Here is a 26,127-nt window from a genome sequence, read left to right as displayed (position 1 = left end):
CCGCCCGACCTTTGAACACCAACCGACATGCTGCTTGACGCCTCCGAATCCCAACTCGTGCTCGTGGACTATCAGGAACGCCTGATGCCCGCCATTTTTGAAGGCCAGGCCGCGCTGGCCAACGCCATCAAGCTGGCGCAGATCGCCCGCCTGGTCCAGGTGCCCGTCTGGGGCACCGAGCAGAACCCTTCGCGCCTGGGGCCCAACGACGCCGCGCTGCGCGCCCTGTGCCGCCGCACCCTGTCCAAGATGCACTTCAGCGCGGTGGAGGAAGGCCTGGGCGAATGGCTGCGCCCGCCGGCCAAGCCGCAGGGCGGCAACGCGCGCAGCCTGCCCCGGCATTTGCAAAAGGCGCGCGAGCAGGAGCAGCAGGCCGACGAGCGCCCCGCCATCGTCATCGCCGGCTGCGAGGCCCATGTGTGCCTGCTGCAGACGGCGCTGGACCTGCTGGCCGACGAGTTCGAGGTCTGGGTGGTGACGGACGCCTGCAGCTCGCGCACCGAGCGCAACCGCGATGCGGCGTTCGACCGCCTGGCCGGCGCCGGCGCCGAGCTGGTGACCACCGAGATGGTGGCCTTCGAATGGCTGCGCAGCTGCGAGCATCCGGCGTTCAAGGATATGCTGGCCTACGTTAAATAAGCTTCAGTGTCGCGTCACCGGTCATCTGTCGGTCTGCGCTGGCCCTCGAATCGCATCGCTGCGTTGCATCGCTTGCCAATACGCTCGGTATTGGCTGCGCAATGCGCCTTGCGCTGCGATCCGATGGCGATGCGCAGCCTTCGACATCTGACCAGTGACGCGACACTAGCCCTTGATAGGCAAGCGCTGACAGCTATTAATTTCAAATGAGCTGCAGGCTCCGGCAGCGTCAGCTTCCCGCAAGCGCGGCATGAATAATTATGAATTTTAGAGAGCCACCCTGCTGCGCCATGCTGGCGCGACGCACTCCAAGGAGACTGAACCATGGCAGCCAACTACGCGGATTTCCACCGCAGCTCCATTGACGAGCGCGACGCCTTCTGGGCCGAACAGGCCCGCCTGATCGACTGGCAGCAGCCACCGCAGCAGGTCTGCCAGTACGACAACCCGCCGTTTGCCAAGTGGTTTGTCGGCGGCACCACCAACCTGTGCCACAACGCGGTAGACCGGCACCTGGCCGAGCGGGCGCAGCAGAACGCGCTGGTGGCCATCTCCACCGAAACCAACACCGAGCGCGCCTACAGCTACGCCGAGCTGCACGCCGAGGTGCAGCGCATGGCGGCGGTGCTGCAGGCGCTGGGCGTGAAGCAGGGCGACCGCGTGCTGATCTACATGCCCATGATCGCCGAGGCTGCCTTCGCCATGCTGGCCTGTGCGCGCATCGGCGCCATCCACTCGGTGGTGTTCGGCGGCTTTGCCTCCTCGTCGCTGGCCTCGCGCATCGAGGATGCCGAGCCGGTGGTCATCGTCAGCGCCGACGCGGGTTCGCGCGGCGGCAAGGTCGTGCCCTACAAGCCGCTGCTGGACGAGGCCATCGAGCTGTCGGCGCACAAGCCGGCGGCGGTGCTGATGGTGGACCGGGGCCTGGCCCCCGCCGCCATGCGTGCCGGGCGCGACCACGACTGGGCCGCGCTGCGCGAGCAGCACCTGGGCGTGCAGGTGCCCTGCGCGTGGGTCGAGTCCACCCAGCCCAGCTACACCCTGTACACCAGCGGCACCACGGGCAAACCCAAGGGCGTGCAGCGCGACACGGGCGGCTACGCCGTGGCGCTGGCGGCCAGCATGCGCCACATCTTCCAGGCCAAGCCCGGCGACACCTACTTCTGCACCAGCGACATCGGCTGGGTGGTGGGCCACAGCTACATCATCTATGGCCCGCTGCTGGCGGGCATGACCACCATCCTCTACGAAGGCCTGCCCGTGCGGCCCGACGCCGGCATCTGGTGGAGCATCGTCGAGAAATACCGGGTCACGCACATGTTCTCGGCCCCCACGGCCGTGCGCGTGCTGAAAAAACAGGACCCGGAGTACCTGAAGAAGTACGACATCAAGAGCCTCAAGGCCCTGTGGCTGGCCGGCGAGCCGCTGGACGAGCCCACCGCCCAGTGGATCAGCGGCGCGCTGAATATCCCCATCATCGACAACTACTGGCAGACCGAGACCGGTTGGCCCATCCTCACGCTGTGCAATGGCGTGCAGCAGCAGACCTCGCGCTTCGGCAGCCCCGGCAAGGCCGTGTATGGCTACAACGTCAAGCTCATCGACGAGGCCACGGGCCAGGAGCTGACCGAGCCGAACCAGAAGGGCGTGGTGGCCATCGAAGGCCCGCTGCCCCCGGGCTGCCTGCAGACCGTGTGGCGCAACGACGAGCGCTTCGTGAACACCTACTGGAAGAGCATTCCGGGCCGGCTGATCTACAGCACCTTCGACTGGGGCATACGCGATGCCGATGGCTACTACTTCATCCTCGGGCGTACCGACGACGTGATCAACGTCGCCGGCCACCGCCTGGGCACGCGCGAGATCGAGGAATGCATCGCCGGCCACCCCAACATCGCCGAGGTGGCCGTGGTCGGCGTGGCCGACCCGCTCAAGGGCCAGGTGGCCATGGCCTTTGCCGTGGCGCGCGATGCCTCGGGCCTGGTGGACGACGCGGCGCGCCTGAAGCTGGAGGGCGAGGTGATGAAGCAGGTGGATGCGCAGCTCGGGGCCGTGGCCCGCCCCGCGCGCGTGGTCTTCGTGTCCCTGCTGCCCAAGACGCGCAGCGGCAAGCTGCTGCGCCGCGCCCTGCAGGCCGTGGCCGAGCGCCGCGACACCGGCGACCTGACCACCATGGAAGACCCGGTGGCACTGCAACAGATCAAGGAGCTGCTGGGCTGATCAGCGCCTGGGTAGCTTCTGTTTTGATAGCTCTCAGCGCTTGTTGCACGGGCGCTGGGGGCTTTTTTATTGCCGATTCCTCAACGGTGGGCTTTCAGCGCCGCCAGCCCTTGACAAGACCGGTCGAGAGCATCGTGCCGCAGACGATGACGGCGCCGCAGCCCAGCATCCAGGGCGTGACGCTTTCGTTCAGGAACACCACTCCATAGAACACCGCAAACACCGGCGCCAGAAAGGTCACGGCCAGCGCCCGGCTGGGCCCTGCGTGCGCGATCAGGCGGAAGTACAGGATGTAGGCAATGCCCGTGCACAGCACGGCAATCGCCACGATGGCGGCCCAGGCGCGCAGGCTGGGCGCCTGGGCCGGCCAGGCCCACCACATCGGCAGGGCCAGGCCCAGGGCCGCGCCCAGCTGGCTGCCCGTGGCCGTGGCCAGCGGCGGTATGCCGACAAGATAGCGCCGGGCGTAGCTGGCGGCCACGGCGTAGCAGGTGGAGGCCAGCAGGCAGGCGGCGATGGCCCAGCCCGCCTGGCCGCTCTTGAGCCCCACGCCCGCCGGCGCGCGCCAGGCCAGCAGCGCCACGCCGACAAAGCCCAACATCAGGCCCAGCCAGCGCAGCCGGCCGATGCGGTCGCCCAGCCACAGCCAGGCCACCAGCGCGCCGAACAGCGGCACCGTGGCGTTCAGGATGGAGGTCAGCCCGGTGGCGATGTGCATCACGGCCCAGGCGAACAGCGCGAACGGAATCGCCGAATTGATGAGCCCGGCCAGCAGCGCCGGCCGCCAGTGGCGCCGCAGCGCCGGCCATTCGCCGCGGTGCAGCAAGATGGGCCAGAGGAACAGCGTGGCCAGCAGCACGCGCATGCCGGCCGTGGGCAGCGGCCCGAACTCGGCCGCGCCCAGGCGCATGAACAGGAACGAGGCGCCCCACAGGCTGGCCAGCAGGATGAATTCGCCCACCCAGGCGTGATGTGGGGCGGCCGCGCTGGCCGATAGGTGTGTGTGGCTCATGCAAAGGCGGGCAAGGGTTGCGGGGTGGTGTGGGGCGGTGCTACGCCCTCGAGTTCCAGCAGCGCCACCTTGCGCGGCAGGCCGCCGGCGTAGCCCGTCAGCGCCCCGCCGCTGCCCAGCACGCGGTGGCAGGGCACGATCACGCTGACGGGGTTGCGCCCCACGGCCGCGCCCACGGCGCGCACGGCGCTGGGGCTGCCGATCTGGCGCGCGAGCGCGCCGTAGCTCGTGGTGGCGCCGCGCGGGATGGCCCGCAGCGCCTGCCACACGGCCTGCTGGAAGGGCGTGCCGCCCGATAAATCCAGCGGCAGATCAAACGCTGCGCGCGTGCCGGCCAGGTACTGCCGCAGCTGCTGGGCCGCCGCGCGCAGCACGGGGTGGCTGCCGTTGCTGGGCCAGCAGTCCGGGCCGTCGAGCCGCGCCGGCAGGTGGCGCTGGCCGTCGAACCACAGGCCCACCAGGCCGCGCGCGCTGGCGGCCAGGCGCACGTCGCCCAGGGGGGTGGCGGTGCGGCTTTGCACCGTGTCGGCGGGGAATTGCATGGTGGTTTCCTCGATTAAACGCGAAATGGGGTGTTTGCGCAGGTGGAGCGAGCGCAAGCAGCTACTTATTTGATAGTTCGGCCCAGGCCCGGATGACGCCATAGCTGCGCCAGGGGCGCCAGGCCTGGGCGGCCTCGGCCGCGGCGCGCGCGGGCTGGCGCAGGCCCTGCACGCCCAGCGCCTTGTGCAGCGCCACGTCGCCGGCGGGAAAGGCGTCGGGCCAGCGCAGCGCGCGCATGGCGATGTACTGCGCCGTCCAGTCGCCGATGCCGGGCAACTGGCGCAGTGCGGCCGTGGTGGTGTCCAGGTCACTGCTGGCGTGCAGCGGTAGGCGGCCCTGGTCCACGGCCCGCGCCAGCGCCACGATGGCGGCCTGGCGCTGGTGCACGATGCCGAGCCGGCCCAGCGCGTCGCCCTCGGCCGCTGCCATCGCCGCGGGCGTGGGAAACAGGCGATGAAGCCCCGGCCAGGGCGTCTCCACGGGCGCGCCGAAGCGCGCCACCAGCCGCTCGGCCAGCGTGCGCGCCGCCGCCACCGTGACCTGCTGGCCGAGCACGGCGCGCACCGCCAGCTCGAAGCCGTCGAGCGCGCCGGGCACGCGCAGGCCGTCGCCCCGCGGGAAGAAGGGGTGCAGCACGGCGTTGATGGCCTGGGGGTCGGCGTCCAGGTCGAGCAGGGCGCGCACGCGGGCGATGAGCGGCGCTAGCACGGGCTGCAGGCCGTCGCTCACCAGCAGCAGCAGCTGCGCGCGGGCCGGGTCAAAGCGCGCCTGCAGCCAGCCTGTGTAGACCATGCCGGCATGGGCCAGCCGCACCGTGCGGCGCAGCGCCAAGCCTTCGACTTCTTCCAGGCCCTGGATGCGGCGCGCCGCAAAAAAACCGAGCAGCGCCGCCGCGTCCAGCGGCGGCCGGTAGCCCAGGCGCACCGGGTGGCCGCCTTCGCCTGCATCGGGCAATGCGCCCTGGCGGCGCAGCTGCGTCGGGTTGAGCCCGTAATGCGCACAGAAGGCCGCGTTGAAGCGCCGCACGCTGGCAAAACCGCTGGCCAGCGCCACCTGGGTGACGGGCAGGCGCGTGTCGGTCAGCAACTGCTTGGCCGTCAGCAGCCGCCGTGTCTGCAGGTACTGCAGCGGCGAGATGCCCAGCGCGGCCTCGAAGATGCGGCGCAGGTGACGGTCGCTGATGCCCAGGCGCGCCGCCAGTTGGGCAACCAGCGGGCCGCCCTCGGGCTCGCCCCAGGCCTCGGGCGCATCCAGCAGCCGCAGCGCCTGGCGCACGAGGATGCTGGATGCGTCCTGTACCGACCAGGGCGCGGCCTGCGGCGCCAGCTCGGGCCGGCAGCGCAGGCAGGGGCGAAAGCCGGCGCTCTCGGCCTGGGCGGCCAGGGCAAAGAAGCGGCAGTTCTCGCGCCGCGGCGTGCGTACGGCGCAGACCGGGCGGCAGTAGATGCCGGTGGAGGTCACTCCGGTGAAAAAGCGCCCGTCGAAGCGCGCATCGCGGGCCTGCAGGGCCAGGTAGCGGGCGTCGTCATCGTCGGCGCGGAAATCGGAGGACATGGCCGCATGATAGGCCGCGCCCGGGTGCAGGCTCGCCGTTTTCGGACATGCGCCTGCGCGCAGCCCCGGGCAATCAGGGCAGGAAGGCGGGGGTCAGCAGGCGCAGCCCCAGCGAGAACCAGCGCTGGCTGCCTGCACCGATGCGGTTGCCGTACGTGGCGTCGATCTGCACGCGCTCCGGCACCAGCCAGTGGCGCAGGCCCAGCTGCACCAGGGGCTTGTCCGAGCCCTGACCGTAGGTCTCCGCCATCAGCCAGGTGCGCCCGTGCAGCTGGATTTCGGTGCCCAGCCCCCAGGTGAAGCGGTTGCGGCGCTGGCCCTGCTCGCGCAGCCAGCCGGTGTTGGTGTGCAGCACCACCGCGTCGTCGTTCCAGGAAAAGCTGGCGGGCACGTAGGCATACAGGTCGTGTCCGCCGCCGGCCTCTGTGCCCGGGTCGCGCTGCATGCCCGCCGCCAGCCCCAGGCCCCAGCCATTGGCCTGCAGTGGCTTGAACAGGGTCTTGCCTTGCAGCAGTTGGGCACTGGTGTGCGTGCCGCCATCCCGGTGCGTGAGTGCGCCGCCCATGGTTAGCTCCAGGTTGCCGCTGAAGTTGCAGGCCGGCAGAGCCCAGAATTCGGTATGGCCCTTGGGGCGCTTGACCCAGCTCTCCACCTGGCAGGCCTTGGCATCGACGATGCGGGCGTCGTCCGTGTTCATGGGGCGCGCGGCATGGGCGTTGCCGGTCAGCAGGGCGGCCGTTGTAAAGAGCGGTAGCGTCAGGCGATGCATGGAATCCTTGGAGTGGTGGCGCAGCCTGCGGGGCGCGGCTGCGATACCCAAACCGTGGAGTCTAGTGGCCCGCCGTGACAGGAATGTGCCGCCTACAATCGCCGGTTTCCGTTCCCACCCCAGGTTTACCGTGCAGCTTTCCCCCGCCATCTTCAAGGCCTATGACATCCGCGGCATCGTGCCGAGCACGCTCAATGAAGACGTGGCCCGAGCCCTGGGCCGGGCCTTTGGCACGGCGGCGCGGGCGCAGGGCGAGCGCGTCGTGGCTGTGGGGCGCGACGGGCGGCTGTCGGGCCCGGCGCTCGCCGGCGCGCTGATCCAGGGCCTGGTGGACGCGGGCATCGAGGTCATCGACATCGGCATGTCTACCACGCCCATGTTGTACTTTGCCGCCAGCACGCTGTGCCATAGCGGCATCCAGGTGACGGGCAGCCACAACCCCAAGGACTACAACGGCTTCAAGATGGTGCTGGCCGGCCGCGCCATCCATGGCGAGGAGATCCAGGGCCTGCGCCGGGCCATGGAGCAGCAGGCCTGGCAGCCGCAGGACGGCGGCAGCGTGCGGCAAGCCGACGTGCTGCCCGCCTACCGCGAGCGCATCGTGGGCGATGTGAAGCTGGCCCGCCCCATGAAGATCGTCGTGGACAGCGGCAACGGCATTGCCGGGGCCTCTGCGCCCGCCATCTTCCGCGCCCTGGGCTGCGAGGTGGTGGAACTCTTTTCCGAGGTGGACGGCAATTTCCCGAACCACCACCCGGACCCGAGCAAGCCCGAGAACCTGCGCGACGTGATAGCGGCCCTCCAGAGCAGCGACGCCGAGCTGGGCCTGGCCTTCGACGGCGACGGCGACCGCTTAGGGATAGTCACCAAGGACGGCCAGAACATCTTCCCCGACCGCCAGATGATGCTGTTTGCGCAGGATGTGCTGTCGCGCGTGCCGGGCGCGCCGATATTGTTCGACGTGAAGTGCACCCAGCGCCTGGCGCCCGCCATTGAAGCCGCGGGCGGCGAGCCGGTGATGTACAAGACCGGCCATTCGCTCATCAAGGCGCGCATGAAGGAGCTGCAGGCGCCGCTGGGCGGCGAGATGAGCGGCCATATCTTCTTCAAGGAGCGCTGGTACGGCTTCGACGACGGCACCTATGCCGGCTGCCGCCTGCTGGAGATCCTGAGCCGAGCCGCCGACCCGAGCGCCGTGCTGAACCAGCTCCCGAGCAGCCACAGCACGCCCGAGCTCAACGTGCATTGCGAGGAGGGCGAGCCGCATCGCCTGACCGGCGAGCTGCAGGCGCTGGCCGCTGGCGCCTTTGCCGCGCCCGCCCGCATCAGCACCATCGACGGCCTGCGCGTGGACTGGCCCGATGGCTTTGGCCTGATCCGCGCCAGCAACACCACGCCGGTGCTGGTGCTGCGCTTCGAGGGCCACACGCCAGAGGCGCTGCGGCGCATCGAATCCGCCATGCTGGCCTTGCTGGAGCGTGTCAAGCCCGGCGCCCAGGTCGGCGGCGCGGCGCACTGACGAGCGCTGCGCAGCGCGCCATGCAGCGGCTCGTCCTCGCGCTCTACAGCCTGGCCCTGTGGCTGGCCCAGCCGCTGCTGCTGCGCAAGCTGCGCCGGCGCGCGCGCACCGAGCCCGGCTACGCCCAGGCCGTGCCCGAGCGCTTCGGCCGCTATCCAGGGCCGCCGGCCATGGACGGGCAGGGCGGGCCGCTGGTGTGGATACACGCCGTGTCCCTGGGCGAGACGCGCGCCGCCGCCATCCTGCTCCAGGAGCTGCGCGCCCAGCTGCCCGGCATGCGCCTGCTGCTCACGCATGGCACGGCCACGGGCCGCGCCGAGGGGGAAAAACTCTTGCACAGCGGCGACCTGCAGGTCTGGCAGCCCTGGGACACACCCGGTGCCGTACGGCGCTTTCTGCGCCGGTTTCGTCCGGCCATCGGCATCCTGATGGAGACCGAGATCTGGCCCAACCTCGTCGCCGGCTGCCGCGCGCAGCAGGTGCCGCTGGTGCTGGCGAATGCGCGCCTGAATGAAAAATCTCGCGCCGGCGCGCGCCGCCTGGCCTGGCTGTCGCGCCCGGCCTACGCGGGCCTGGCGGCCGTCTGGGCCCAGACCGAGGAGGACGCCGTGCGCCTGCGCGATGTGGGTGCGCCCGTGGCCGGCGTGTTCGGCAACCTCAAATTCGACGTCGTTCCCTCGCCCGAGCAGCAGGCCCGGGGCCGCGCCTGGCGCGAGGCGTGCCGGCGCCCCGTGGTGCTGCTGGCCAGCACGCGCGAAGGCGAGGAGGCGATGTGGCTGGAAGTTTTGAGGCAAAAATGGCCTCCAGCGCCCGTTGATAAAACGCAAACAGCTATTAAAAATGAAGTCAATGCGGCCGTGCAATGGCTGCTCGTGCCGCGCCACCCCCAGCGCTTTGACGAGGTGCAGCGTCTGTGCGAGGCCGCCGGCCTGCGCGTGTCGCGGCGCAGCCAGTGGGACCATGGCCCGCAGCAGGCCGACGTGTGGCTGGGCGATTCGCTGGGCGAGATGCCCCTGTACTACGGCATGGCCCATGTGGCGCTGCTGGGCGGCAGCTTTGCGCCGCTCGGGGGCCAGAACCTCATCGAGGCCGCGGCCTGCGGCTGCCCCCTGGTCATGGGGCCGCACACCTTCAACTTTGACCAGGCCGCGCGCCTGGCCATAGCCGCCGGCGCCGCCGAGCGCGTGGCCGACATGGCCGCGGGCGTGGCTGCCGCCACCGCACTGGCGCAGGATGGGCCGCGCCACGCCGAGCGGGCCGGGCGCTGCCAGGCCTTCACCCAGGCCCACCGCGGCGCGGCCCATGCCACGGCCCTGGCCGTGCAGCAGCAGCTGAACCGGGCGCTCAGGCAATCGGGCGGGCCGTCTTCTTGACGCGGCGCAAACCGGTATGTGACAAAAAATAAGTGGATACCCCAAAATCCACCCCACCATGATGGACAAGCACTACCTCACCTCCCTCTTCGCGCCCAGCTCGATCATCGTCCTGGCTGGCAACCCCGATGCCCCTGAGTCACAAACTCCCCAGGCACGTGCGCTGCGCGAGGCACTCACGGCGCAGCCATTCACGGGGCAGCTGCAGTTCTTCGACATCCACACCAGCGGCACCCTGGCCGACCTGGCCCAGGCGCGCGCCGACCTGGCCATCATCGCCCAGCCGCCCCAAGACCTGCCCGCCGCGCTGGAGGTGGCCGGGCGCATGAACTGCCGCTCGGCCCTGGTGCTCTCCAACGGTGTGGACACACAGCTGGCCGAGCAGTTGCGCAAGATCGCGCGGCGCGAGGGCATGCATCTGCTGGGCCCCAACTCGCTGGGCATCCAGCGGCCACAGCTGCAGCTCAACGCCAGCGCCGCGGGGCCGCTGGCGCGCGAGGGCTCGCTGGCACTGGTATGCCAGTCGGGCGCGCTGACCTCGTCCACCCTGGACTGGGCGGCCAACAATGCCGTGGGCTTTTCCAGCGTGATCTCGCTGGGCCCGCACACCGACGTGGGTCTGAGCGAGGCGCTGGACTTCCTGGCCAATGACGCGCGCACGCAAAGCATCGTCGTCTACATGGAGGGCATACAGGATGCGCGCCGCTTCATGAGCGCACTGCGCTCGGCCGCCTATGCCAAGCCCGTGGTGGTGCTCAAGGCCGGGCGCAAGCCCGCGGGCAACCGGGCGGCGCAGACGCATAGCGGCGCCATCGTCGGCAGCGACGATGTGTTCGACGCCGTGCTGCGCCGCGCCGGCGCGGTGCGCGTGCGCTCCTTCGTGGCGCTGTTCTCGGCCGCCAAATGCCTGGCCTCGCGCTACCGGCCCGTGGGCAAGCGTCTGGCCATCATCACCAACGGCGGCGGCCCCGGCGTGCTGGCGGCCGACTGGGAGAACGAGATCGGCCTCGATCTGGGCCTGCTCTCGCAAGAGAGCAGCGCCAAGCTGGCCCCGCAGCTGCCCTCGCTGGCATCGCTGTGCGGGCTGATGGACCTGTCCGAGGATGCCACCCCCCAGCACTACGCCCAGGCGCTACAGGCCGCGTTCACGGATCGCCAGGTCGACGGCGTGCTGGCCATCTTCTCGCCCAAGCCCGGAGCCGACGCCGAAGGCGTGGCCAGCGCCCTGGCCGAGGCCAAGCGCCTGGCGCCCAAGCCGCTGCTCACCTGCTGGATGGGAGACGCCACCGTGGTGCCCGCGCGCAAGATACTGCGCGCGGCGCAGATCCCCACCTTCCGCACGCCCGAAGCGGCCGTGGGCGCGTTTGGCAACATCGCCTCGTTCTACCAGAACCAGCAGCTGCTGCAGCAAACGCCGCCGCCCTTGACCACGCTGGCCAAGCCCGACATCGAGGGCGCGCGCCTGGTGATCGAAAGCGTGCTCGCCGAGCGCCGCAACGTGCTCACCGAGATGGAGTCCAAGACCCTGCTGGCGGCCTTCCACATCCCGGTCACCAAGACCCTGCTGGCGCGCAACGCCCACGAGGCCATGATGATCGCCACGCAGCTCGGCTTTCCGGTGGCGCTGAAAATCCACTCGCCCGACATCGCCCACAAGTCCGACGTCGGCGGCGTGGCCCTGAACGTCAATAACGGCGCGGCCGTGCGCGACACCTTTACCGACATGGTGCAGCACGTGGCGCGCCTCAAGCCCGGTGCGCGCATCGACGGCGTCACCGTGCAAAAAATGGCGCGCGCGCGCCGCGGGCGTGAGATCTGCATCGGCCTGGTCAGCGACGACCCGTTTGGCCCGGTGATCACCTTCGGCGCCGGCGGCACCATGATCGAGCTCATCAACGACCGCGCCATGGAGCTGCCGCCGCTGAACCAGTTCCTGGCGCGCAGCCTGATCAACCGCTCGCGCGTGGCCGAGACCCTGGGTGAATGGCGCGGCGCATCCGCCGTGGACATGCTGGCGCTGGAGCAGGTGCTGCTGCGCGTCTCCGAGATGGTCTGCGCGCTGCCCCAGCTGCGCGAGATGGACATCAACCCCCTGATCGTCGACGAGCAGGGCGCCGTGGCCGTGGACGCGCGCATCGCCCTGCACGAAACCGCCCACGCCAGCGGCCGCACCGAAAGCGCCGGCCCCGGCCACTACAACCACCTGTCCATCCACCCCTATCCGGCGCGCTACGAGCAGACCTGGCCCCTGCGCGGGGGCGGCGAATGCCTGGTGCGCCCCATTCGCCCCGACGACGCGCAAATGGTGCAGCGCCTGGTCAAGGAGCTGTCGCCCGAGAGCCGCTACTTCCGCTTCGTCTCGCAAATCGCCGAGCTGCCGCCGTCCATGCTCGCTCGCTTCACCCTCATCGACTACGACCGCGAAATGGCCCTGGTGGCCTTGCACCGCGAGCGCCTGGTGGATGAGGAGGGCGAGGTCAGCTACAAGGAGCGCATCGTCGGCGTGTCACGCTACGTCACCAACCCTGACCACAGCAGCTGCGAATTCGCCCTGCTGGTGGCCGATGACTTTGCCGGCAAGGGCCTGGGCTCGCGTCTCATGCACAGCATCATGGAGGTGGCCCGCGACCGGGGCCTGGCCGAAATCCAGGGCCTGGTACTGAGCAACAACCCCACCATGCTCAAGCTCATGCGCAGGCTGGGCTTCGAGGTGCGGACGTTTGAGGAAGACCCGGAGTTCAAGCTCGTGGTGCACCAGCTGTAGCAGGCCTGGTAGTCGGGGCGGGTTTTGCTCCTTCCCCCTTTGGGGGAAGGTAGGGATGGGGGCCGGCTGGAGGTGGGCGCACAGGCTGATGGGGCAACCACCGCTGGCCCCCACCCCCACCCTCCCCCAGAGGGGGAGGGAGTGAAAGCCCGCGCTAGATAAGCGCAATGCGCTATCAAAAAAGATGCGTACTTGTGCTATGCCAACTGGGGGCGGCCCATGGCGCCACCAGAATTACCGAGCCAGCAGCACATCCACCGCCGCCACATCGCCTGCCGTGAGCGTGCCCGCCGCCTGCTTGAGGCGCAGCGTGCCCAGCAGCACGTTGTAGCGTGCGGCGGCCAGGTCGCGCTTGGTCTGGTAGAGCTGGCTTTGGGCGTTGAGCACGTCGATGTTGATGCGCACGCCCACCTGGTAGCCGAGCTGGTTGGCGTCGAGCGCGCTTTGGCTGGAGGTCTCGGCCGCCTGCAGGGCAGACACCTGGCTCAGGCCCGACTGCACGCCAAAGAAGGCGCTGCGCGTGGCCTGGGCCACGGTGCGGCGGGCGTTGTCGAGGTCGGCGCGGGCCTTGTCTTCGAGCGACAGGGTTTCCTTCACGCGGTTCTGTACGGCAAAGCCGGCGAACAGCGGCAGGTTGAGCGCCACGCCCACGCTGGCGGCGTTGGTGCGCGTATTGACGCCGGGCATGAGCACGCTGCCGTTGGGCGTGCGCTGCACGTTGTAGCCGGCCTGCAGCTCCACGGTGGGCAGGTGGCCGGTTTCGGCCTTGGCGGTCTCGAGCCTGGCGACGTCCAGTGCAATCTGGGCCTGGCGCACCTGCGGCTGGTGCTGTTCGGCGCTGCGCACCCAGTGCTCCACCTCGGCCGGTTGCACGGCAGGCAGTTGCACGGGCTGCCCCAGGGGCAGGGGGGTGATGCCGGCGCGGCCCACCACCTGGTCGAGCCCCAGGCGTTTGACGTGCAGATCGTTCTCGGCGGCGATTTCCTGGGCGGTGACCAGGTCGTGGCGGGCACGGGCTTCGCGCTCATCGGTGATGGTGGCGGTGCCGACCTCGAAGTTGCGCCGGGCGGCGGCGAGCTGTTCGGCCACGGCGGCCTTTTGCGCTCGCACAAAGGTCAGCGTGTCTTGCGCGGCCAGCACGTCGAAGTAGGCCTGGGTCACGCGGATCAGCAGGTCCTGCTCGGCGCCGTCAAGCTGTGCCTGCGCAAAATCGATGCCGCGCTGCCCCTGCTCGAAGCCGATGCGGTTGGCCGGGCGGTACAGGGGCTGCGAGGCCTGCAGGCCCAGGGTCTGCGCGGGGCCGTCGACACTCACCTCTGGCAGGCGTGCGCGCGTCATGTCGGTGCGCGTGTAGTTCACGCCACCCGTGAGGGCGGCGCTGGGCAACAGGCCGGCGCGGGCCTGCTCGGCGCGGCTGCCTGCCGCCCGCAGTTGTGCCTGGGCCGCTTGCCAGCTGGCGTCATAGCTGCGGGCCTGCTCCATCAAGGCAGAAAGGCTTTGCGCCTGCGCCGGGCCTGCCGCCACCAGGGCGTAGAGGGCGCTCATGGTCAGGGTGAAGGAGAACAGCCGCGGCAATGCTTTCATGGCGTTGTGGAGGGTTTGTGGTAGCTTGAGTATCCCTGCCGCAGGCCCGGGCTGGTCTTGATGTGACTTCAACCTAGAAACGGCAGTTGGACGCGCTTGCCAGTGCCGTGATCGGGGTGGCAGGCAAGGAGGAGCAATGCTGCATGACGCCCTGAGCGCGGTGCTGGCAAGTGTGTAGCGCGCTCACCCAACCGGTGAGGGCCAACGAAGCAGTGAAAGTCAATGTCCATGCGGCTCTCGCGAAGATGGCAAGCGGTCAACTGCTGTTTCTGGGTTCAATACAGGGGCACGGCTGGATCGCGTTCGCGCGTCCAGGCGTCGATGCCGCCCGTGATGTTGGCCACGCTGTCAAAGCCGCGTTGCAGCAAAAAGCCGGCCACCCGCAGGCTGCGCACGCCGTGGTGGCACAGGCAGGCGGTGGGACGCATGGGGTCAAGCTCACCCAGCCGCGCCGGCAGCTCGCCCATGGGGATGGCGACGAGCTCGAAACCGTGCGCGGTGACGCTGGCGGTCTGCAGCTCCCAGGGTTCGCGCACGTCCAGCACCAGCGGCTGGCCGGCCCCATGGAGCAGGAGCCAGTCGGCGAGTTGCGCGGGACGGACGTGGTCGATCATGCAGGCGACTCCAGGTGCGGGAGAGGTCAGAACTTGAAGGACGAGGGCTCGGGGAAGTGGCGCAGGCGCGGCACGACCACATCCCAGGGCTGGCTGGTCTCAAAGCGCTCGCCCTGGCGACGCACGATGGTGGCGCGCATCATCGGCGCATGGCCCACATAGGCGCCCAGGCGACCGCCGTCGCGCAGCAGCGCGAGCAGGCTTTGCGGCACCTCGGCCACGGAGCCGCTGAGCACGATGACGTCAAAGGGACCGTCGGAAATGGGATCGCGCGCACCGTCGCCCTGGCGCACCTCGGCATTGACGACGCCGGCGCTGCGCAGGTTCTCGCGCGCAAACTCGACCAGGTCGGGGTCGATCTCCAGCGTCACCACGCGCTCGGCGCTGGCGGCCAGCAGGGCGGCCATATAACCCGAGCCGGCGCCGATCTCGAGCACGCGGTCGGTGGGCTTGACTTGCAGGTCTTGCAGCATGCGGGCGTCCACGCGCGGCGCCAGCATCACCTGGCCCAGGCGTTCGGCCTGCTCCACGTCGGGATTCAGGGGGATTTCCGTGTCGATGAAGGCCAGGCCCTGGTAGGAGGGCGGAACGAAGTCTTCGCGGCGCACGCTGGACAGCAGCCTGAGCACGCCGGCGTCAAGCACGTTCCACGGACGGATCTGCTGCTCCACCATGTTGTAGCGGGCCTGCTCGACGGGGTCGTGGATGTCGGCGGACGTGTTCAGAGGCATGTTCATGGAGTACTCCGGAAGGCGGTCACTGTGGTCGGATAAACCTGCGATTTTAGGCCGAGCGCACGCACAGTCCCTGCAAAACATTCTCGGCCTGCAGGCGGATGTACTCCGGTGCCGAAAAGCGCGTGGCATCGGGAATGCACAGCGATGGGATCGGCTGCGCAAACATGAGGAACATCAGCGGCGCCAGTACCAGGTAGACCGCGTGATCCAGGTCGAGCCGGCGCAGCTCGCCGCGATCCATGCCGCGTTCCAGTACGCGGCGGATCAGGCGGTGCCCCGGCTCCACGACTTCCTGGCGATAAAAATCAGCAATCTCGGGAAAGTTGTTGGCCTCGTGGAGCATGAGCTTGCCCAGGCCCGAGGCCTTGGTAGAGCCCACGCGCTCCCACCAGGTCTGAAAGCAGTACTGCAGCAGCTCGCTGCTCGTTCCCTCGTAGGCTTCAAGCTCCAGATCCCACTCGCCAAAGCGCCCAGCGATGTTCTTGCGCACCACGGCCTTGAACAGCTCCTGCTTGCTGGGAAAGTACAGGAACAGCGTGCCCTTGGAAACCCCGGCGCGCGCAGCCACTTCTTCCACACGCGTGGCGGCATAGCCTTTTTCGACGAACAGATCCAGCGCCGCGTCCAGCAGCTCCCCCGGGCGCGCCTCTTTGCGGCGGCCGCGCCGGGGGGCGCCGGGGGTATCGGGGTGGGTGGCGGAAGAGGGAGGGGAGGAAGACATTTTTTTGCTGACCAGTTAGGGCGTGTCATCAAATCATCCACAAGGTGCTGTTGCACCGGTGCGGCTTTTTGCACCCTGCTTTACTTTACGGCAGCAGCGCATCGGCGCCTTCGAGGTCGTCGATCTATCTGCTTGTCAGATGTCTTGGGCTCACGCCGCTGCGGCGAGGCCCTGGGGTGCGCTAGAATCTGCGGCTTTTGCGGGCGTCGTTCAATGGCAGGACCTGAGCTTCCCAAGCTCAAGACGTGGGTTCGATTCCCATCGCCCGCTCCAGCTTCCCAGCAGGGAACGCTTTCAGGATTACCTTCAATCCTCGCGCTGTTTCTTTTTCTGCAGCGCCCCCTTCAAACTCTTTACCGGCACGCAGGGCCTGCCGTTCAGAACCATGCCTCGTGATGCCACTTCCTCGGCCGGGAGCGCCGAGTCTTCCCATCGCTGGATGCGTCGCGCCGTGCTCGGCCTGCTGCTGCTCGCCGTTGGCGTCTGGGCCTGGGGCTTCGCGCGCGCTGGCGGCGCGGTGGGAGATGCCGCGTGGAACGCCCCGCCGGCGGGCCTGGGCACCAAGGCGCTGGTGATGGAGGAGTGGATGGAGAGCGTGCCCTATGGCGCCCTCCTTGCGGCCCAGTGGCGAGTGTTTTTCCTGCTGTGCCTCCCCCCGGTGGCACCGCGCGGGGATTGAAAGCTTTATTCTTTAATTGAATAAATTTAAAAAAATATATTCTTTTGAGTTTTAAGTTGCCCTCTCCACAATGCCACCGATTCCCGCATCGTGGAGAGGCACCAATGACATCGGCAAGCAAGCTCAAGACCCTTTTCGCCACCCTGGCCCTGACCGCCAGCGCCCTGGCATCGGCCCAGTCCAACACCCTGCTCAACGTCTCCTACGACGTGGCGCGCGAGTTCTACAAGGACTACAACCAGGCCTTCATCGCCCACTACAAGAAGACCAAGGGCGTGGATGTGAAGGTGGACCAGGCCCATGGCGGCTCCAGCGCCCAGGCGCGCGCCGTGAACGACGGCCTGGCCGCCGACGTGGTGACCTTCAACACCACCACCGACGTGCAGTTCCTGGCCGACAACGGCGTCGTGGCCAAGGACTGGGCGCAAAAATTTCCGCACGAGGCTTCGCCCACCACCTCGACCATGCTGTTCCTGGTGCGCCAGGGCAATCCCAAGAACATCAAGGACTGGGCCGACCTGGTGCGCCCGGATGTCAAGGTCATCGTCGTCAACCCAAAGACCGGCGGCAATGGCCGCTACGCCTACCTGGCGGCCTGGGGCAGCGTGCGCGAGAAGGGCGGCAGCGACGCCCAGGCGGCGGAGTTTGTCGCCAAGATGTACAAGAATGTGCCGGTCCTGGCCAAGGGCGGGCGCGATGCCACGGCCACCTTTTTGCAGCGCAACATCGGCGATGTGCTGATCACCTTTGAATCGGAAGTGGTGTCGGTGGAGCGCGAGTTTGGCAAGGGCAAGGTGGATGCCGTCTATCCCTCGGTGAGCATCACGGCCAAGAACCCGGTGGCGATCGTCGAGCGTACCGTGGCCAAGAAGGGCACGGCAGAGCTCGCCAAGGCCTATCTGGACTACCTGTATTCCGACGAGGCGCAGGAAATCGCCGCCCGGCATGCCATCCGCCCGCGCTCCGAGGCGGTGCTGAAGCGGCACGCCGACCAATTCAAGCCCATTCAGCAGTTCGCCGTGGCCAAGTATTTCGGCTCCCTGAGCGAGGCGCAGAAGGTGCACTTCAACGACGGCGGCCAGTTCGACAAGCTGTATCAACCCGGCAAGTAATCCTATGAGCGCGCTTGCGCTGGGCACCGCCCAGCTTTCCGCCAGGCGTGCGCCCAAGCGCGTGCTGCCCGGCTTTGGCCTCACGCTGGGCTACACGCTGTTCTATCTGAGCATCATCGTGCTGATCCCGCTGCTGGCACTGCTGCTCAAGACCTTCACCATGACCTGGCCGCAGTTCTGGGAGGCCGTGACGGCGCCGCGCGTGCTGGCGTCCTACCGGCTGACCTTCGGCGCCTCGTTCATCGCCGCCTGCGTGAACCTGGTGTTCGGGCTGCTGATTGCCTGGGTGCTGGTGCGCTACCAGTTCCCGGGCAAGAAGATCGTGGATGCGCTGGTGGACCTGCCGTTCGCCCTGCCCACGGCCGTGGCCGGCATCTCGCTCACGGCGCTGCTGGCGGGCAATGGCTGGGTGGGCCAGTACTTCGAGCCGCTGGGCATCCAGCTGGCCTTCAACCCCAACGGCGTGGTGATCGCGCTGATCTTCATCGGCCTGCCCTTCGTGGTGCGCACGGTGCAGCCGGTGCTGGAGGACGGCGAGAAGGAGCTGGAAGAGGCGGCGACCAGCCTGGGCGCCACGCGCTGGCAAATCTTTCGCCACGTCATCCTGCCGGCCATCATGCCGGCGCTGCTCACCGGCTTTGCCATGGCCTTTGCGCGCGCCATCGGCGAATACGGCTCGGTGATCTTCATCGCCGGCAACATGCCCATGATGTCGGAGATCACGCCGCTGATCATCATCGGCAAGCTGGAGCAATACGACGTGGCCGGCGCCACCGCCGTGGCCGTGGTGATGCTGTTCTTCTCCTTCGTCATGCTGCTGGTCATCAACGCGCTGCAGGCCTGGCAGCGGCGCCATGCGGGGATGCCGGCATGAGTGCGAGCGCAACCCCCGCCACACGCCGCCCTCTGGCCGGCACCACCGAGGCGCCCTGGGTACGCGGGCTGCTCATCGGCGCCGCGCTGGTGTTCCTGGCGCTGTTTCTGGTGCTGCCGCTGGCGGCCGTGTTCACCGAGGCGCTGCGCAAGGGCGTGGCTGCCTATCTGGCGGGCCTGAATGAGCCCGACGCCTGGTCCGCCATCAAGCTCACGCTGCTCACGGCCGTGATCGCCGTGCCGCTGAACCTGGTGTTCGGCGTGGCGGCGGCCTGGTGCATCGCCAAGTACGAATTCAAGGGCAAGGCCTTCCTGACCACGCTGATCGACCTGCCGTTCTCCATCTCGCCGGTGGTGGCGGGCCTGATGTACGTGCTGGTGTTCGGCGCCAACGGCTGGTTCGGCCCCTGGCTGGCGGCGCATGACATCAAGATCATCTTCGCCGTGCCCGGCATCGTGCTGGCCACGGTGTTCGTCACCTTCCCCTTCATTGCGCGCGAGCTGATCCCGCTGATGCAGGCCCAGGGCAACGACGAGGAGCAGGCCGCCATCGTGCTCGGCGCCAGCGGCTGGCAGACCTTCTGGCATGTCACGCTGCCCAACATCAAGTGGGGCCTGCTGTACGGCGTGATCCTGTGCAATGCGCGTGCCATGGGCGAGTTTGGTGCGGTGTCGGTGGTCTCGGGCCATATCCGCGGCCAGACCAACACCATCCCGCTGCATGTGGAGATTCTCTACAACGAGTACCAGTCGGTCGCGGCCTTCGCCGCCGCCTCGCTGCTGGCGCTGCTGGCGCTGGTCACGCTGGTCATCAAGACGGTGGCCGAGTGGAAGAACGAGCAGCAACGCCAGCAGGCCGCCGCCTTGCCGCCGGAGCGCCCGGTTTGAAGCAAAAACACCTGATTAGGCACATGCCGCAGATCACCGTCATTCCGGCGAAAGCCGGAATCCAGGAGCCTCGCAGCACTCAAACCGCTGGATTCCGGCTTTCGCCGGAATGACGTGGCGTTTGTTGACCGAGTGCTGTCTTAGGCATGTCGCTAATCAGGAAAAAACACATAGTAGCCCTTATCCAGCAAGCGCTGAAAGCTATTGAATCATGAGCATTGAAATCCGCAACGTCAGCAAGCAGTTCGGCAGCTTCCAGGCCCTGCGCGATGTCAGCCTGGACATCGCCTCGGGCGAGCTGATCGCGCTGCTGGGGCCGTCCGGCTGCGGCAAGACCACGCTGCTGCGCATCATTGCCGGACTGGAGACGCCCGACACCGGCAGCATCCACTTTGCCGGCGAAGACCAGACCGATGTGCATGTGCGCGAGCGCGGCGTGGGCTTCGTGTTCCAGCACTACGCGCTGTTTCGCCACATGACGGTGTTCGACAACGTGGCCTTCGGCCTGCGCATGAAGCCGCGCAAGGAGCGGCCCGCGGAAAGCGCGATCCGCCAGAAGGTGATGGATCTGCTCAAGCTGGTGCAACTGGACTGGATCGCCGAGCGCTACCCCTCGCAGCTCTCGGGCGGCCAGCGCCAGCGCATCGCCCTGGCGCGCGCGCTGGCCGTGGAGCCCCAGGTGCTGCTGCTCGATGAGCCCTTCGGCGCGCTGGACGCCAAGGTCAGAAAAGAGCTCAGGAGATGGCTGCGCCGCCTGCACGACGAGCTGCATGTCACGTCCATCTTCGTCACGCACGACCAGGAGGAGGCGCTGGAGGTGGCCGACCGCGTCGTCGTCATCAACCAGGGCCGCATCGAGCAGCAGGGCACGCCCCAGCAGGTGTGGGACAACCCGGCCAGCGCCTTCGTCTACGGCTTTTTGGGCGATGTGAACCTGTTCAAGGGCCGTGCCAACGATGGCCGCATTCACCTGGAAGAGGGCATGCAGCTCGACAGCCCAGAGGTCCGGCATGCCGATGGCACCCAGGCCTTTGCCTATGTGCGCCCGCACGACCTGGACGTGCAGCGCTATGCACCGGGCCAGGCGCTCGACGCCCATGGCCGCCCGCGCGGCATCGTGGTGCAGCTCGAGCGCGCCATCGTCGTGGGGCCGATCGCGCGGCTGGAACTAATTCCCGAAGGCAGTACCCAATCGGCGGACAATGCGGCCCCTGAGGCCTTGATCGAAGCGCAGATCCCGGCCCAGCAATTCCACGAGATGGGGTTGCGCGAGGGCGAGATGCTGGTGGTGACACCGCGCCGCATGAAGGTATTTCTGGACGAAGCCGCCGGCATCTGAGCCCTGCAATCCTTGGGCATCGGGACCGGCCCTACAAGGAAAAAAATTGCTGTTGAACGCGATAGCCGGCGCGCCGCGCCGTACCCTGGCGCTGATGAGCGCCGTCTGTGTGGCCATGCTGGCCTTTGGCATGTATCTGCAACATGTGGTGGGCCTGGAGCCTTGCCCCATGTGCATCGTGCAGCGCTATGCTCTCATTGGTGTAGCTGTCTGCGCAGGACTGGCAAGTGCTAGAGCCCAAAAAGGCTGGTGGATGAGCTGGGGCGTGCTGGCCTTGGGGCTGGCCGGTTTTGGCGCCTTCACCGCCGCGCGCCAAAGCTGGCTGCAGTGGTTCCCGCCCGAGGTGGCCACCTGTGGGCGCGACTTCTACGGCATGATCGAAAACTACTCCCTGAGCCGCGCCATTCCCATGATCTTCCGCGGCTCGGGAGACTGCACCGCCATTGACTGGACCTTCCTGGGCGGCTCCATCGCCAACTGGTCGTTCCTCTGGTTCACGCTGTTTGGGCTGGTATTGCTGGTGCTGCTGCTGCGCAGGGGCCAGGTTTAGCGCCTGCCCCACTTGAGCCGCAGGCGCCGCCAGCCGATCACCACACCCGTCAGGCTCATGGCTGTGCCGCCCAGGCTCAGCACGATCAGCACGCTGTCCCACAGCGGGCGGCGGGCCAGCAGTGGCAGCCAGTCCCAGCTGTGCAGCATGCCGAACAGCCAGCGGTAGATGCGCCGGTGGCTGTCGATGCGGCCGAGCACCGTGCCGGTGTGCGGGTCCACATGCACCCAGCTGGCCTGCGCGTCGCCAAACACCACGCGCAGCACGGGCAGCGGCTTTTCGGTGCCGCCGCCCATGGTGTGTGTGTCGATGCGCTCCCCCGGGGCGGGGCAGCAAGCCTGGCCACCGACGCCTCCATTTCCCCCTGCCTTCAGTGATGGGCGTTTGGATGTGGCCCGATCGAGCAGCACGGGACTGTTGGGCCCGGGCCCCAGCGCCTGGCACCAGGTTGAGGCCCTGCAGTGCGCGTCCAGCGCAGTTCGCGCAACCTCAAAGGGTGCGGCACAGGGACTGCACGCTGGCCCCCCCGCCCATGGCCTCTAAACATCCGCAGCGTGGGCCTCGCGTGTGTAGTAGTAGCTGTCGTAGGCCCGCAGTGTGTCGATGCGCTCCACCGGGGCGGGCAGCAGCCTGGCCACCGACGCCTCCAGTTCCCCCTGCTTCCAGTGATGGGCGTTGGCTGTGGCCGCGTCGAGCAGCACGGGACTGTGGCCGGGCGCCAGCGCCTGCACCAGCGTGTGGCCTGCCGTGCGCGTCCAGCGCAGTTCGCGCACCTCAAAGGGTGCGGCGGCGAGCAGGGCCTGCACGCTGGCGGGCTGCTCGGGCAGGGTGAGCGGGCCGCCGTGCATGGCCTCCATCCGCAGCGGCGCGGCGCCGCTGTCAAAGACGCGCCAGGGGTTCATCGACATCAGGCCGCTGAAGATCCAGGTGAAGGTGATGACCGCGAACAGCAGGCCCGCGATGTGGTGCCAGCGCATCATGGCGCCGGGGTAGGGCGAGCGCCTGCCGCTTTTGTAGCTGCCGGAAAAGCGCCAGCGCATCACGCCGACCACGGTGCCCAGCACCGTCACCGCGATGCCCAGGATGGACAGCCAGTTCACGATGTCGGCCCAGTAGGCGTTGAAGACATTGCCCCGGAAGGGGTAGAGCCAGTGGATCCAGGCGCCCGCGTAGTTCCAGATGCGCTCGGTGCGCGTGGCATCGCGCACCACCTCGCCGGTCTTGCCGGAGACATAAAGCACCGTACCCGCACCGTCTTCCAGCCGCACGCGGTGCAGGGGCCGGTGGGCGTCGAGCGCGCGCGAGTGGGTGAAGGCATCCTCGTCCACCTGGCCCTCATGGGTGGTGGCGACGCCCGCGCCCGCATAGGCGCCAGCGCTGGCCAGGGCATGGGCCGGGTCCACGCCGGCGAGCACCGCGCCGCTCTCTGCATCGATCATGATGGCGGTTGGGCGCGGCATCCGGCGGTTCTTGCCGCCTGCAGCGGGTGCCTCGTGCGCGGGCGTGGCCAGATAGACGGGGCGGCCGGCGCTGGCCACGGCCAGGCGCAGGTCCTGCAGCGGGCCACGCAGCCCGGCCGCCGCCAGCGCCTGCGCGGGCTCCAGCGCCACCGGGGAGGCGCGCAAGGCCGGCAGGTGTTCCAGCCGCTCGGCCGGCGTGAGCTTGGGGTAGCCCACGTACATCATCACCACGCCCGAGATGAACCACATGGCGAAGAAGGCGCACAGCAGCACGCCCAGCCAGCGGTGGAGCAGGAACAGCCAGCGTTTGGCATGCACCATGGGAGCCTCCGGTGTCTCAGAAGGCGACGTGCAGCGTTATGTCGGCGGTGCGCGGCGCGCCCAGGTAGGCCTGGCTGCTCAGGTTGGCGGCATAGACGCGGTCGGTGGCGTTGCGCAGGCGGCCGGTCAGCGTGCTGGTCTTGTTGATCTTCCAGGCCAGGCCCAGGTCGAGCAGCGTGTAGGCCGACTGCCACTGCGTGTTGGCCGCGTTGGCGTACACCTTGCCCACATGGCGCACACCTGCGCTGGCCTGGAGCTGGGGCGTGATGGCGTAGCCCACCCACAGATTGGCCACGGTGGCCGGGGTGTTGGTGGGCTCCTTGCCGGCCAGCGACACGCCGCCCTGCATGAAGTTCTCGTAGCGCGCGTCCACATGCGTCAGGTTGGCCTGCAACTGCCAGCGCGGCGATGGGCGCAGGCCCACCGACAGTTCGGCGCCTTGGGACGATTGCTCACCCACCAGGAGGGTCATGCCCGGGTTGTTCGGGTCCTGCGTGGCGATGTTGCGCCGCGTGATCTGGTAGAGCGCCAGGGTGGCCGTGCCTTTGCCGCCCCAGAAGTCGATCTTGCTGCCCACCTCGGCCTGGCGGCCGGTGGTCAGCTCGCTGTTGTTCATCACGTCGGCGAACGAGGCCGTGGACAGGATGCCGGACGGCGGATCGGCGGCGGTGGAATACTGCGCGTAGAGGTTGGCACCCGGGGCGACGTCCCAGACCACGCCGATGCGGCCCGTGGTCGGGCTGTAGCCCCGGCTGTAGGTGGCGGGCATGGCGGCCGTGACGGCGCGGCGGTTGGTCAGGTCCAGGTCGATGCGTTCGTGCCGCAGGGCGGTGATGAGATTGAACCGGGGCGCCACGGCGGTGCGGTTCTCCAGGTACAGCGCGGTGGTGGTGACCTTGTTGTCGCGATCGGGCTTGAAGCCGGGCGCCATGCCGGGAATGTCGAAGAAGTTCTCCGTGGCGAAGCGGTAGGGGTCGACCGTGCTCACCGTGCCTGCCAAGCTATTGGGGAAGCGCGTCTGCCGGTTCACGCTCACGTCCAGGCCAAAGGCCCAGTCGCTCTTGCGGCCGGCGATGCTGCCCTTGTAGGTGCCCTCGACGCGGTCGCCTACCACCTCGTGGTCGTGGCGCTGCAGGTAGGCGCCAGAGCGGATCACCTGGGTGTTGGAGGTGTTGAAGCGGTAGGTTTCGACGTTGCGGTAGTCGCGCAGCGCGTCGTAGGCATAGAACGTGTTGCGCAGCTCCAGGGCGTCCGAGGCGCGCCACTGCGTGACCGAGCGCAGCCACTGCACGCGCTGGGCGTACAGGCCATCGGCGCTGTTGTAGTTGGCGAAGCGCGTGCGCGGATCGATGCGCAGCTCGCCCGCCATCGGGTTGAGCAACGGGGTGCCCCAGTAGGGGCGGTCGACATGCTCGTTCTGGTACTCGTAGGCCAACGTGTGGGTGAGGCCGCCGCCCAGGTCGGACAGCAGCGAGGTGGCCAGTTGCGTGGAGCGCGTGTGCATGCCTTCCACCCAGTTGCCGGCATCGCGGTGGTTCAGGTCGATGCGCGCGAAGTGCTGCGGGCCGGCCGCGTTGTCGCTGCCGGCGATGCGCCGGTTCAGGCCCAGGGATACTTCCTTGAGGTTGTTCTGGCCCAGGCGCAGCTGGCCTTCGGAGAAATCGTGCCGCTCGGCCGTCTTGGTGATGTAGTTGATCGAACCGCCCACGGCGCCCGAGCCGAACAAGAAGCTCGACGGGCCGCCGATGGCCTCGACCCGGTCGTAGATCCAGCTGTCCACGGGGCGCGCAGCGATCGAATACTGCACGCTGATGCCGTTGAACATCTGGCCGATGGAGCCGCTGCCAAAGCCCCGGTAGCTCACGCCTATGCTGCCCGGTGCGTTGTGCGCGGTCACGCCGGGGATGGCGCGCAGGATTTCCTGCGTGTCCTGGGCGCCGCGCGCCTCGATGGTGGCGCGGTCCACCACGGTGACGGAGGCTGGCGTCTCGCGCGGCGTCAGCCCCAGGCGGCTGCCGGTCTCGACCGGGGTGTCGAGGTTGATGCGGCCGTTGGGGGCGGGGGCGGCATCGACCACCTCCATGGCTTGCAGGGCGGGTGCCTCGGTGACCTTGCCCTGAGCCAAGGCGCCCAGGGGCGCGAGGGTCAGGCCCGCCAGCAGGCTGGCGCATAGCGGAGACAGGCGGAACGATGGGGCGTGGGTGCGCATGGCTGGCACGCCTGCGGGGGCGGTGAAACGGATCATGAAAACTCTCTCTGACGGATAACGCGAAGGCATGCCATGTCGCAGCGAGTGCCTGCCCGGGGTGGGCAAGGCGGCATGCGGCCATGGCCATGCGGACCTGCCGCAGCGCAGGTGGCGCAGCGGTCGGGCCGGACGGGCGGGGGTCAGGAGAGCGTGGGGGGGCCGCGCGCCGGCAACGGCGCGGCGGTGGCGGCGGCGATGCGCGCCGCCTCGATGGGCCGCAGCGCGTGGGCCAGGGGCAAGGGCGGGATCACCGTGCCGGTTGCGGCGGCTGGCGGTGCGCCTGCGAGGGAGCACAGCGGGCAGTCCATGCCGGAACTGCCCATTTTTTCCACGGTGCCGTCATCGGTCTGCATGAGCAGCATGATGGTGCCGGTGCTGGAGCAGATCAGTTGCATCGACTGTGGATGCACGATGGGCGCGGCGCTGGTCACGCCCAGCGATGCCATGAACCATGCCAGCACCCACAGGCGCAGAGCGGAAAAGGTTCGGGGCATCTTCATGTTTGTGATCATACCCGCCAGCGACCCGGGTGCGGCCCATGCTTGTCCGCTTCGGCATACCCGGCAAGGATGGGTAACAGGCGGCTGTTTGCTATGTTATTAATAGTT

21 protein-coding genes, 1 tRNA gene and 2 pseudogenes are annotated in these 26,127 nt (G+C 68.4%); 12 read left to right on the top strand and 12 right to left on the bottom strand.

What is annotated here, in order from left to right:
• The first annotated feature begins 27 nt into the window (after positions 1-27).
• Together P7644_RS11620 and P7644_RS11615 are read left to right on the top strand one after the other, a co-directional pair.
• Positions 28-639 carry an isochorismatase family protein gene (locus P7644_RS11620; protein WP_404299278.1) on the top strand — a complete coding sequence of 204 codons (612 nt, stop codon included), beginning with the start codon at positions 28-30 and terminating at the stop codon, positions 637-639.
• A gap of 324 nt (positions 640-963) precedes the next feature.
• Positions 964-2,859, top strand: a complete 1,896-nt coding sequence (locus P7644_RS11615) for a propionate--CoA ligase (RefSeq protein WP_404299276.1) — start codon at positions 964-966, stop codon at positions 2,857-2,859.
• A 94-nt stretch (positions 2,860-2,953) separates the two neighbouring features.
• Here the strand turns inward: P7644_RS11615 and P7644_RS11610 are convergent, their stop codons facing one another.
• The 4 genes from P7644_RS11610 to P7644_RS11595 all read right to left on the bottom strand — a co-directional run bounded on the left by P7644_RS11610 (position 2,954) and on the right by P7644_RS11595 (position 6,737).
• A complete protein-coding gene (locus P7644_RS11610) occupies positions 2,954-3,871 on the bottom strand; it encodes a DMT family transporter (RefSeq protein ID WP_404299274.1) in 918 nt (305 codons plus the stop codon).
• Positions 3,868-4,413, bottom strand: a complete 546-nt coding sequence (locus P7644_RS11605) for a methylated-DNA--[protein]-cysteine S-methyltransferase (protein WP_404299273.1) — start codon at positions 4,411-4,413, stop codon at positions 3,868-3,870. The genes P7644_RS11610 and P7644_RS11605 overlap by 4 nt, the downstream gene beginning before the upstream one ends.
• A gap of 61 nt (positions 4,414-4,474) precedes the next feature.
• The gene (locus P7644_RS11600) at positions 4,475-5,968 is read right to left on the bottom strand and encodes a DNA-3-methyladenine glycosylase 2 family protein (protein WP_404299271.1); all 1,494 of its coding nucleotides are present in this window, start codon (positions 5,966-5,968) and stop codon (positions 4,475-4,477) included.
• Between the two features lie 73 nt (positions 5,969-6,041).
• Complete coding sequence (locus tag P7644_RS11595) at positions 6,042-6,737, bottom strand: hypothetical protein (protein WP_404299269.1); 696 nt, start codon at positions 6,735-6,737, stop codon at positions 6,042-6,044.
• A 130-nt stretch (positions 6,738-6,867) separates the two neighbouring features.
• On the opposite strand from P7644_RS11595, the gene P7644_RS11590 reads away from it, so the two are divergent.
• Genes P7644_RS11590 through P7644_RS11580 form a run of 3 tightly spaced genes read left to right on the top strand, consistent with a single transcriptional unit; the run spans position 6,868 to position 12,393 of the window.
• Complete coding sequence (locus tag P7644_RS11590; RefSeq protein WP_404299266.1) at positions 6,868-8,256, top strand: phosphomannomutase/phosphoglucomutase; 1,389 nt, start codon at positions 6,868-6,870, stop codon at positions 8,254-8,256.
• Positions 8,257-8,276: 20 nt separating this feature from the next.
• A complete protein-coding gene (locus P7644_RS11585; protein ID WP_404299263.1) occupies positions 8,277-9,629 on the top strand; it encodes a 3-deoxy-D-manno-octulosonic acid transferase in 1,353 nt (450 codons plus the stop codon).
• Between the two features lie 58 nt (positions 9,630-9,687).
• Positions 9,688-12,393, top strand: a complete 2,706-nt coding sequence (locus P7644_RS11580; protein WP_404299260.1) for a GNAT family N-acetyltransferase — start codon at positions 9,688-9,690, stop codon at positions 12,391-12,393.
• Positions 12,394-12,627: 234 nt separating this feature from the next.
• On the opposite strand, the gene P7644_RS11575 is transcribed toward P7644_RS11580, so the two are convergent.
• The 4 genes from P7644_RS11575 to P7644_RS11560 form a co-directional block, all read right to left on the bottom strand.
• Positions 12,628-13,977 carry a TolC family outer membrane protein gene (locus P7644_RS11575; RefSeq protein ID WP_404299258.1) on the bottom strand — a complete coding sequence of 450 codons (1,350 nt, stop codon included), beginning with the start codon at positions 13,975-13,977 and terminating at the stop codon, positions 12,628-12,630.
• Between the two features lie 275 nt (positions 13,978-14,252).
• The gene (locus P7644_RS11570; RefSeq protein WP_404299255.1) at positions 14,253-14,591 is read right to left on the bottom strand and encodes a rhodanese-like domain-containing protein; all 339 of its coding nucleotides are present in this window, start codon (positions 14,589-14,591) and stop codon (positions 14,253-14,255) included.
• A gap of 26 nt (positions 14,592-14,617) precedes the next feature.
• Positions 14,618-15,328, bottom strand: coding sequence for a protein-L-isoaspartate O-methyltransferase (locus P7644_RS11565; protein ID WP_404299252.1), 711 nt, complete (start codon positions 15,326-15,328; stop codon positions 14,618-14,620).
• A gap of 46 nt (positions 15,329-15,374) precedes the next feature.
• Positions 15,375-16,049 carry a TetR/AcrR family transcriptional regulator gene (locus tag P7644_RS11560; RefSeq protein WP_404299250.1) on the bottom strand — a complete coding sequence of 225 codons (675 nt, stop codon included), beginning with the start codon at positions 16,047-16,049 and terminating at the stop codon, positions 15,375-15,377.
• A gap of 199 nt (positions 16,050-16,248) precedes the next feature.
• On the opposite strand from P7644_RS11560, the gene P7644_RS11555 reads away from it, so the two are divergent.
• The 7 genes from P7644_RS11555 to P7644_RS11525 all read left to right on the top strand — a co-directional run bounded on the left by P7644_RS11555 (position 16,249) and on the right by P7644_RS11525 (position 21,490).
• A tRNA-Gly gene (locus P7644_RS11555) sits at positions 16,249-16,322 on the top strand.
• 178 nt (positions 16,323-16,500) lie between these two features.
• Entirely contained in the window at positions 16,501-16,728 is a 228-nt protein-coding gene (locus P7644_RS11550; protein WP_404299247.1) for a hypothetical protein, read from the top strand.
• A gap of 104 nt (positions 16,729-16,832) precedes the next feature.
• The gene (locus P7644_RS11545) at positions 16,833-17,840 is read left to right on the top strand and encodes a sulfate ABC transporter substrate-binding protein (RefSeq protein WP_404299245.1); all 1,008 of its coding nucleotides are present in this window, start codon (positions 16,833-16,835) and stop codon (positions 17,838-17,840) included.
• A 4-nt stretch (positions 17,841-17,844) separates the two neighbouring features.
• On the top strand, positions 17,845-18,714 hold the full coding sequence (gene cysT, locus P7644_RS11540) for a sulfate ABC transporter permease subunit CysT (protein ID WP_404299242.1): 870 nt from the start codon (positions 17,845-17,847) through the stop codon (positions 18,712-18,714).
• On the top strand, positions 18,711-19,601 hold the full coding sequence (gene cysW / locus P7644_RS11535; protein ID WP_404299240.1) for a sulfate ABC transporter permease subunit CysW: 891 nt from the start codon (positions 18,711-18,713) through the stop codon (positions 19,599-19,601). The genes cysT and cysW overlap by 4 nt, the downstream gene beginning before the upstream one ends.
• A gap of 211 nt (positions 19,602-19,812) precedes the next feature.
• Complete coding sequence (locus tag P7644_RS11530; protein WP_404299238.1) at positions 19,813-20,940, top strand: sulfate/molybdate ABC transporter ATP-binding protein; 1,128 nt, start codon at positions 19,813-19,815, stop codon at positions 20,938-20,940.
• Positions 20,941-21,034: 94 nt separating this feature from the next.
• Positions 21,035-21,490, top strand: a complete 456-nt coding sequence (locus P7644_RS11525; RefSeq protein ID WP_404303187.1) for a disulfide bond formation protein B — start codon at positions 21,035-21,037, stop codon at positions 21,488-21,490.
• Here the strand turns inward: P7644_RS11525 and P7644_RS11520 are convergent.
• The 4 genes and pseudogenes from P7644_RS11520 to P7644_RS11505 all read right to left on the bottom strand — a co-directional run.
• Positions 21,487-21,798 (bottom strand): annotated as a pseudogene (locus tag P7644_RS11520) (PepSY domain-containing protein); the annotation flags it as partial. The gene P7644_RS11525 and the pseudogene P7644_RS11520 sit on opposite strands and share 4 nt — an antisense overlap.
• Positions 21,799-22,050: 252 nt before the next feature.
• A pseudogene (locus tag P7644_RS11515) lies at positions 22,051-23,271 on the bottom strand (PepSY-associated TM helix domain-containing protein); the annotation flags it as partial.
• A gap of 16 nt (positions 23,272-23,287) precedes the next feature.
• Positions 23,288-25,516 (bottom strand): TonB-dependent receptor, encoded by a 2,229-nt coding sequence (locus P7644_RS11510; protein ID WP_404299236.1) that lies wholly within the window; start codon positions 25,514-25,516, stop codon positions 23,288-23,290.
• 143 nt (positions 25,517-25,659) lie between these two features.
• Positions 25,660-26,019: a DUF2946 family protein gene (locus P7644_RS11505; protein WP_404299234.1), complete on the bottom strand. Its 360-nt coding sequence runs from the start codon at positions 26,017-26,019 to the stop codon at positions 25,660-25,662.
• Between the last annotated feature and the right edge of the window lie 108 nt (positions 26,020-26,127).

Origin of the sequence: Alicycliphilus denitrificans (genome assembly GCF_044792555.1) — a bacterium.
GTDB lineage: Bacteria > Pseudomonadota > Gammaproteobacteria > Burkholderiales > Burkholderiaceae_C > Alicycliphilus > Alicycliphilus denitrificans_A.
The sequence above is the reverse complement of the archived record's forward strand: the minus strand, read 5'-3'. Positions and strand labels throughout refer to the sequence as shown.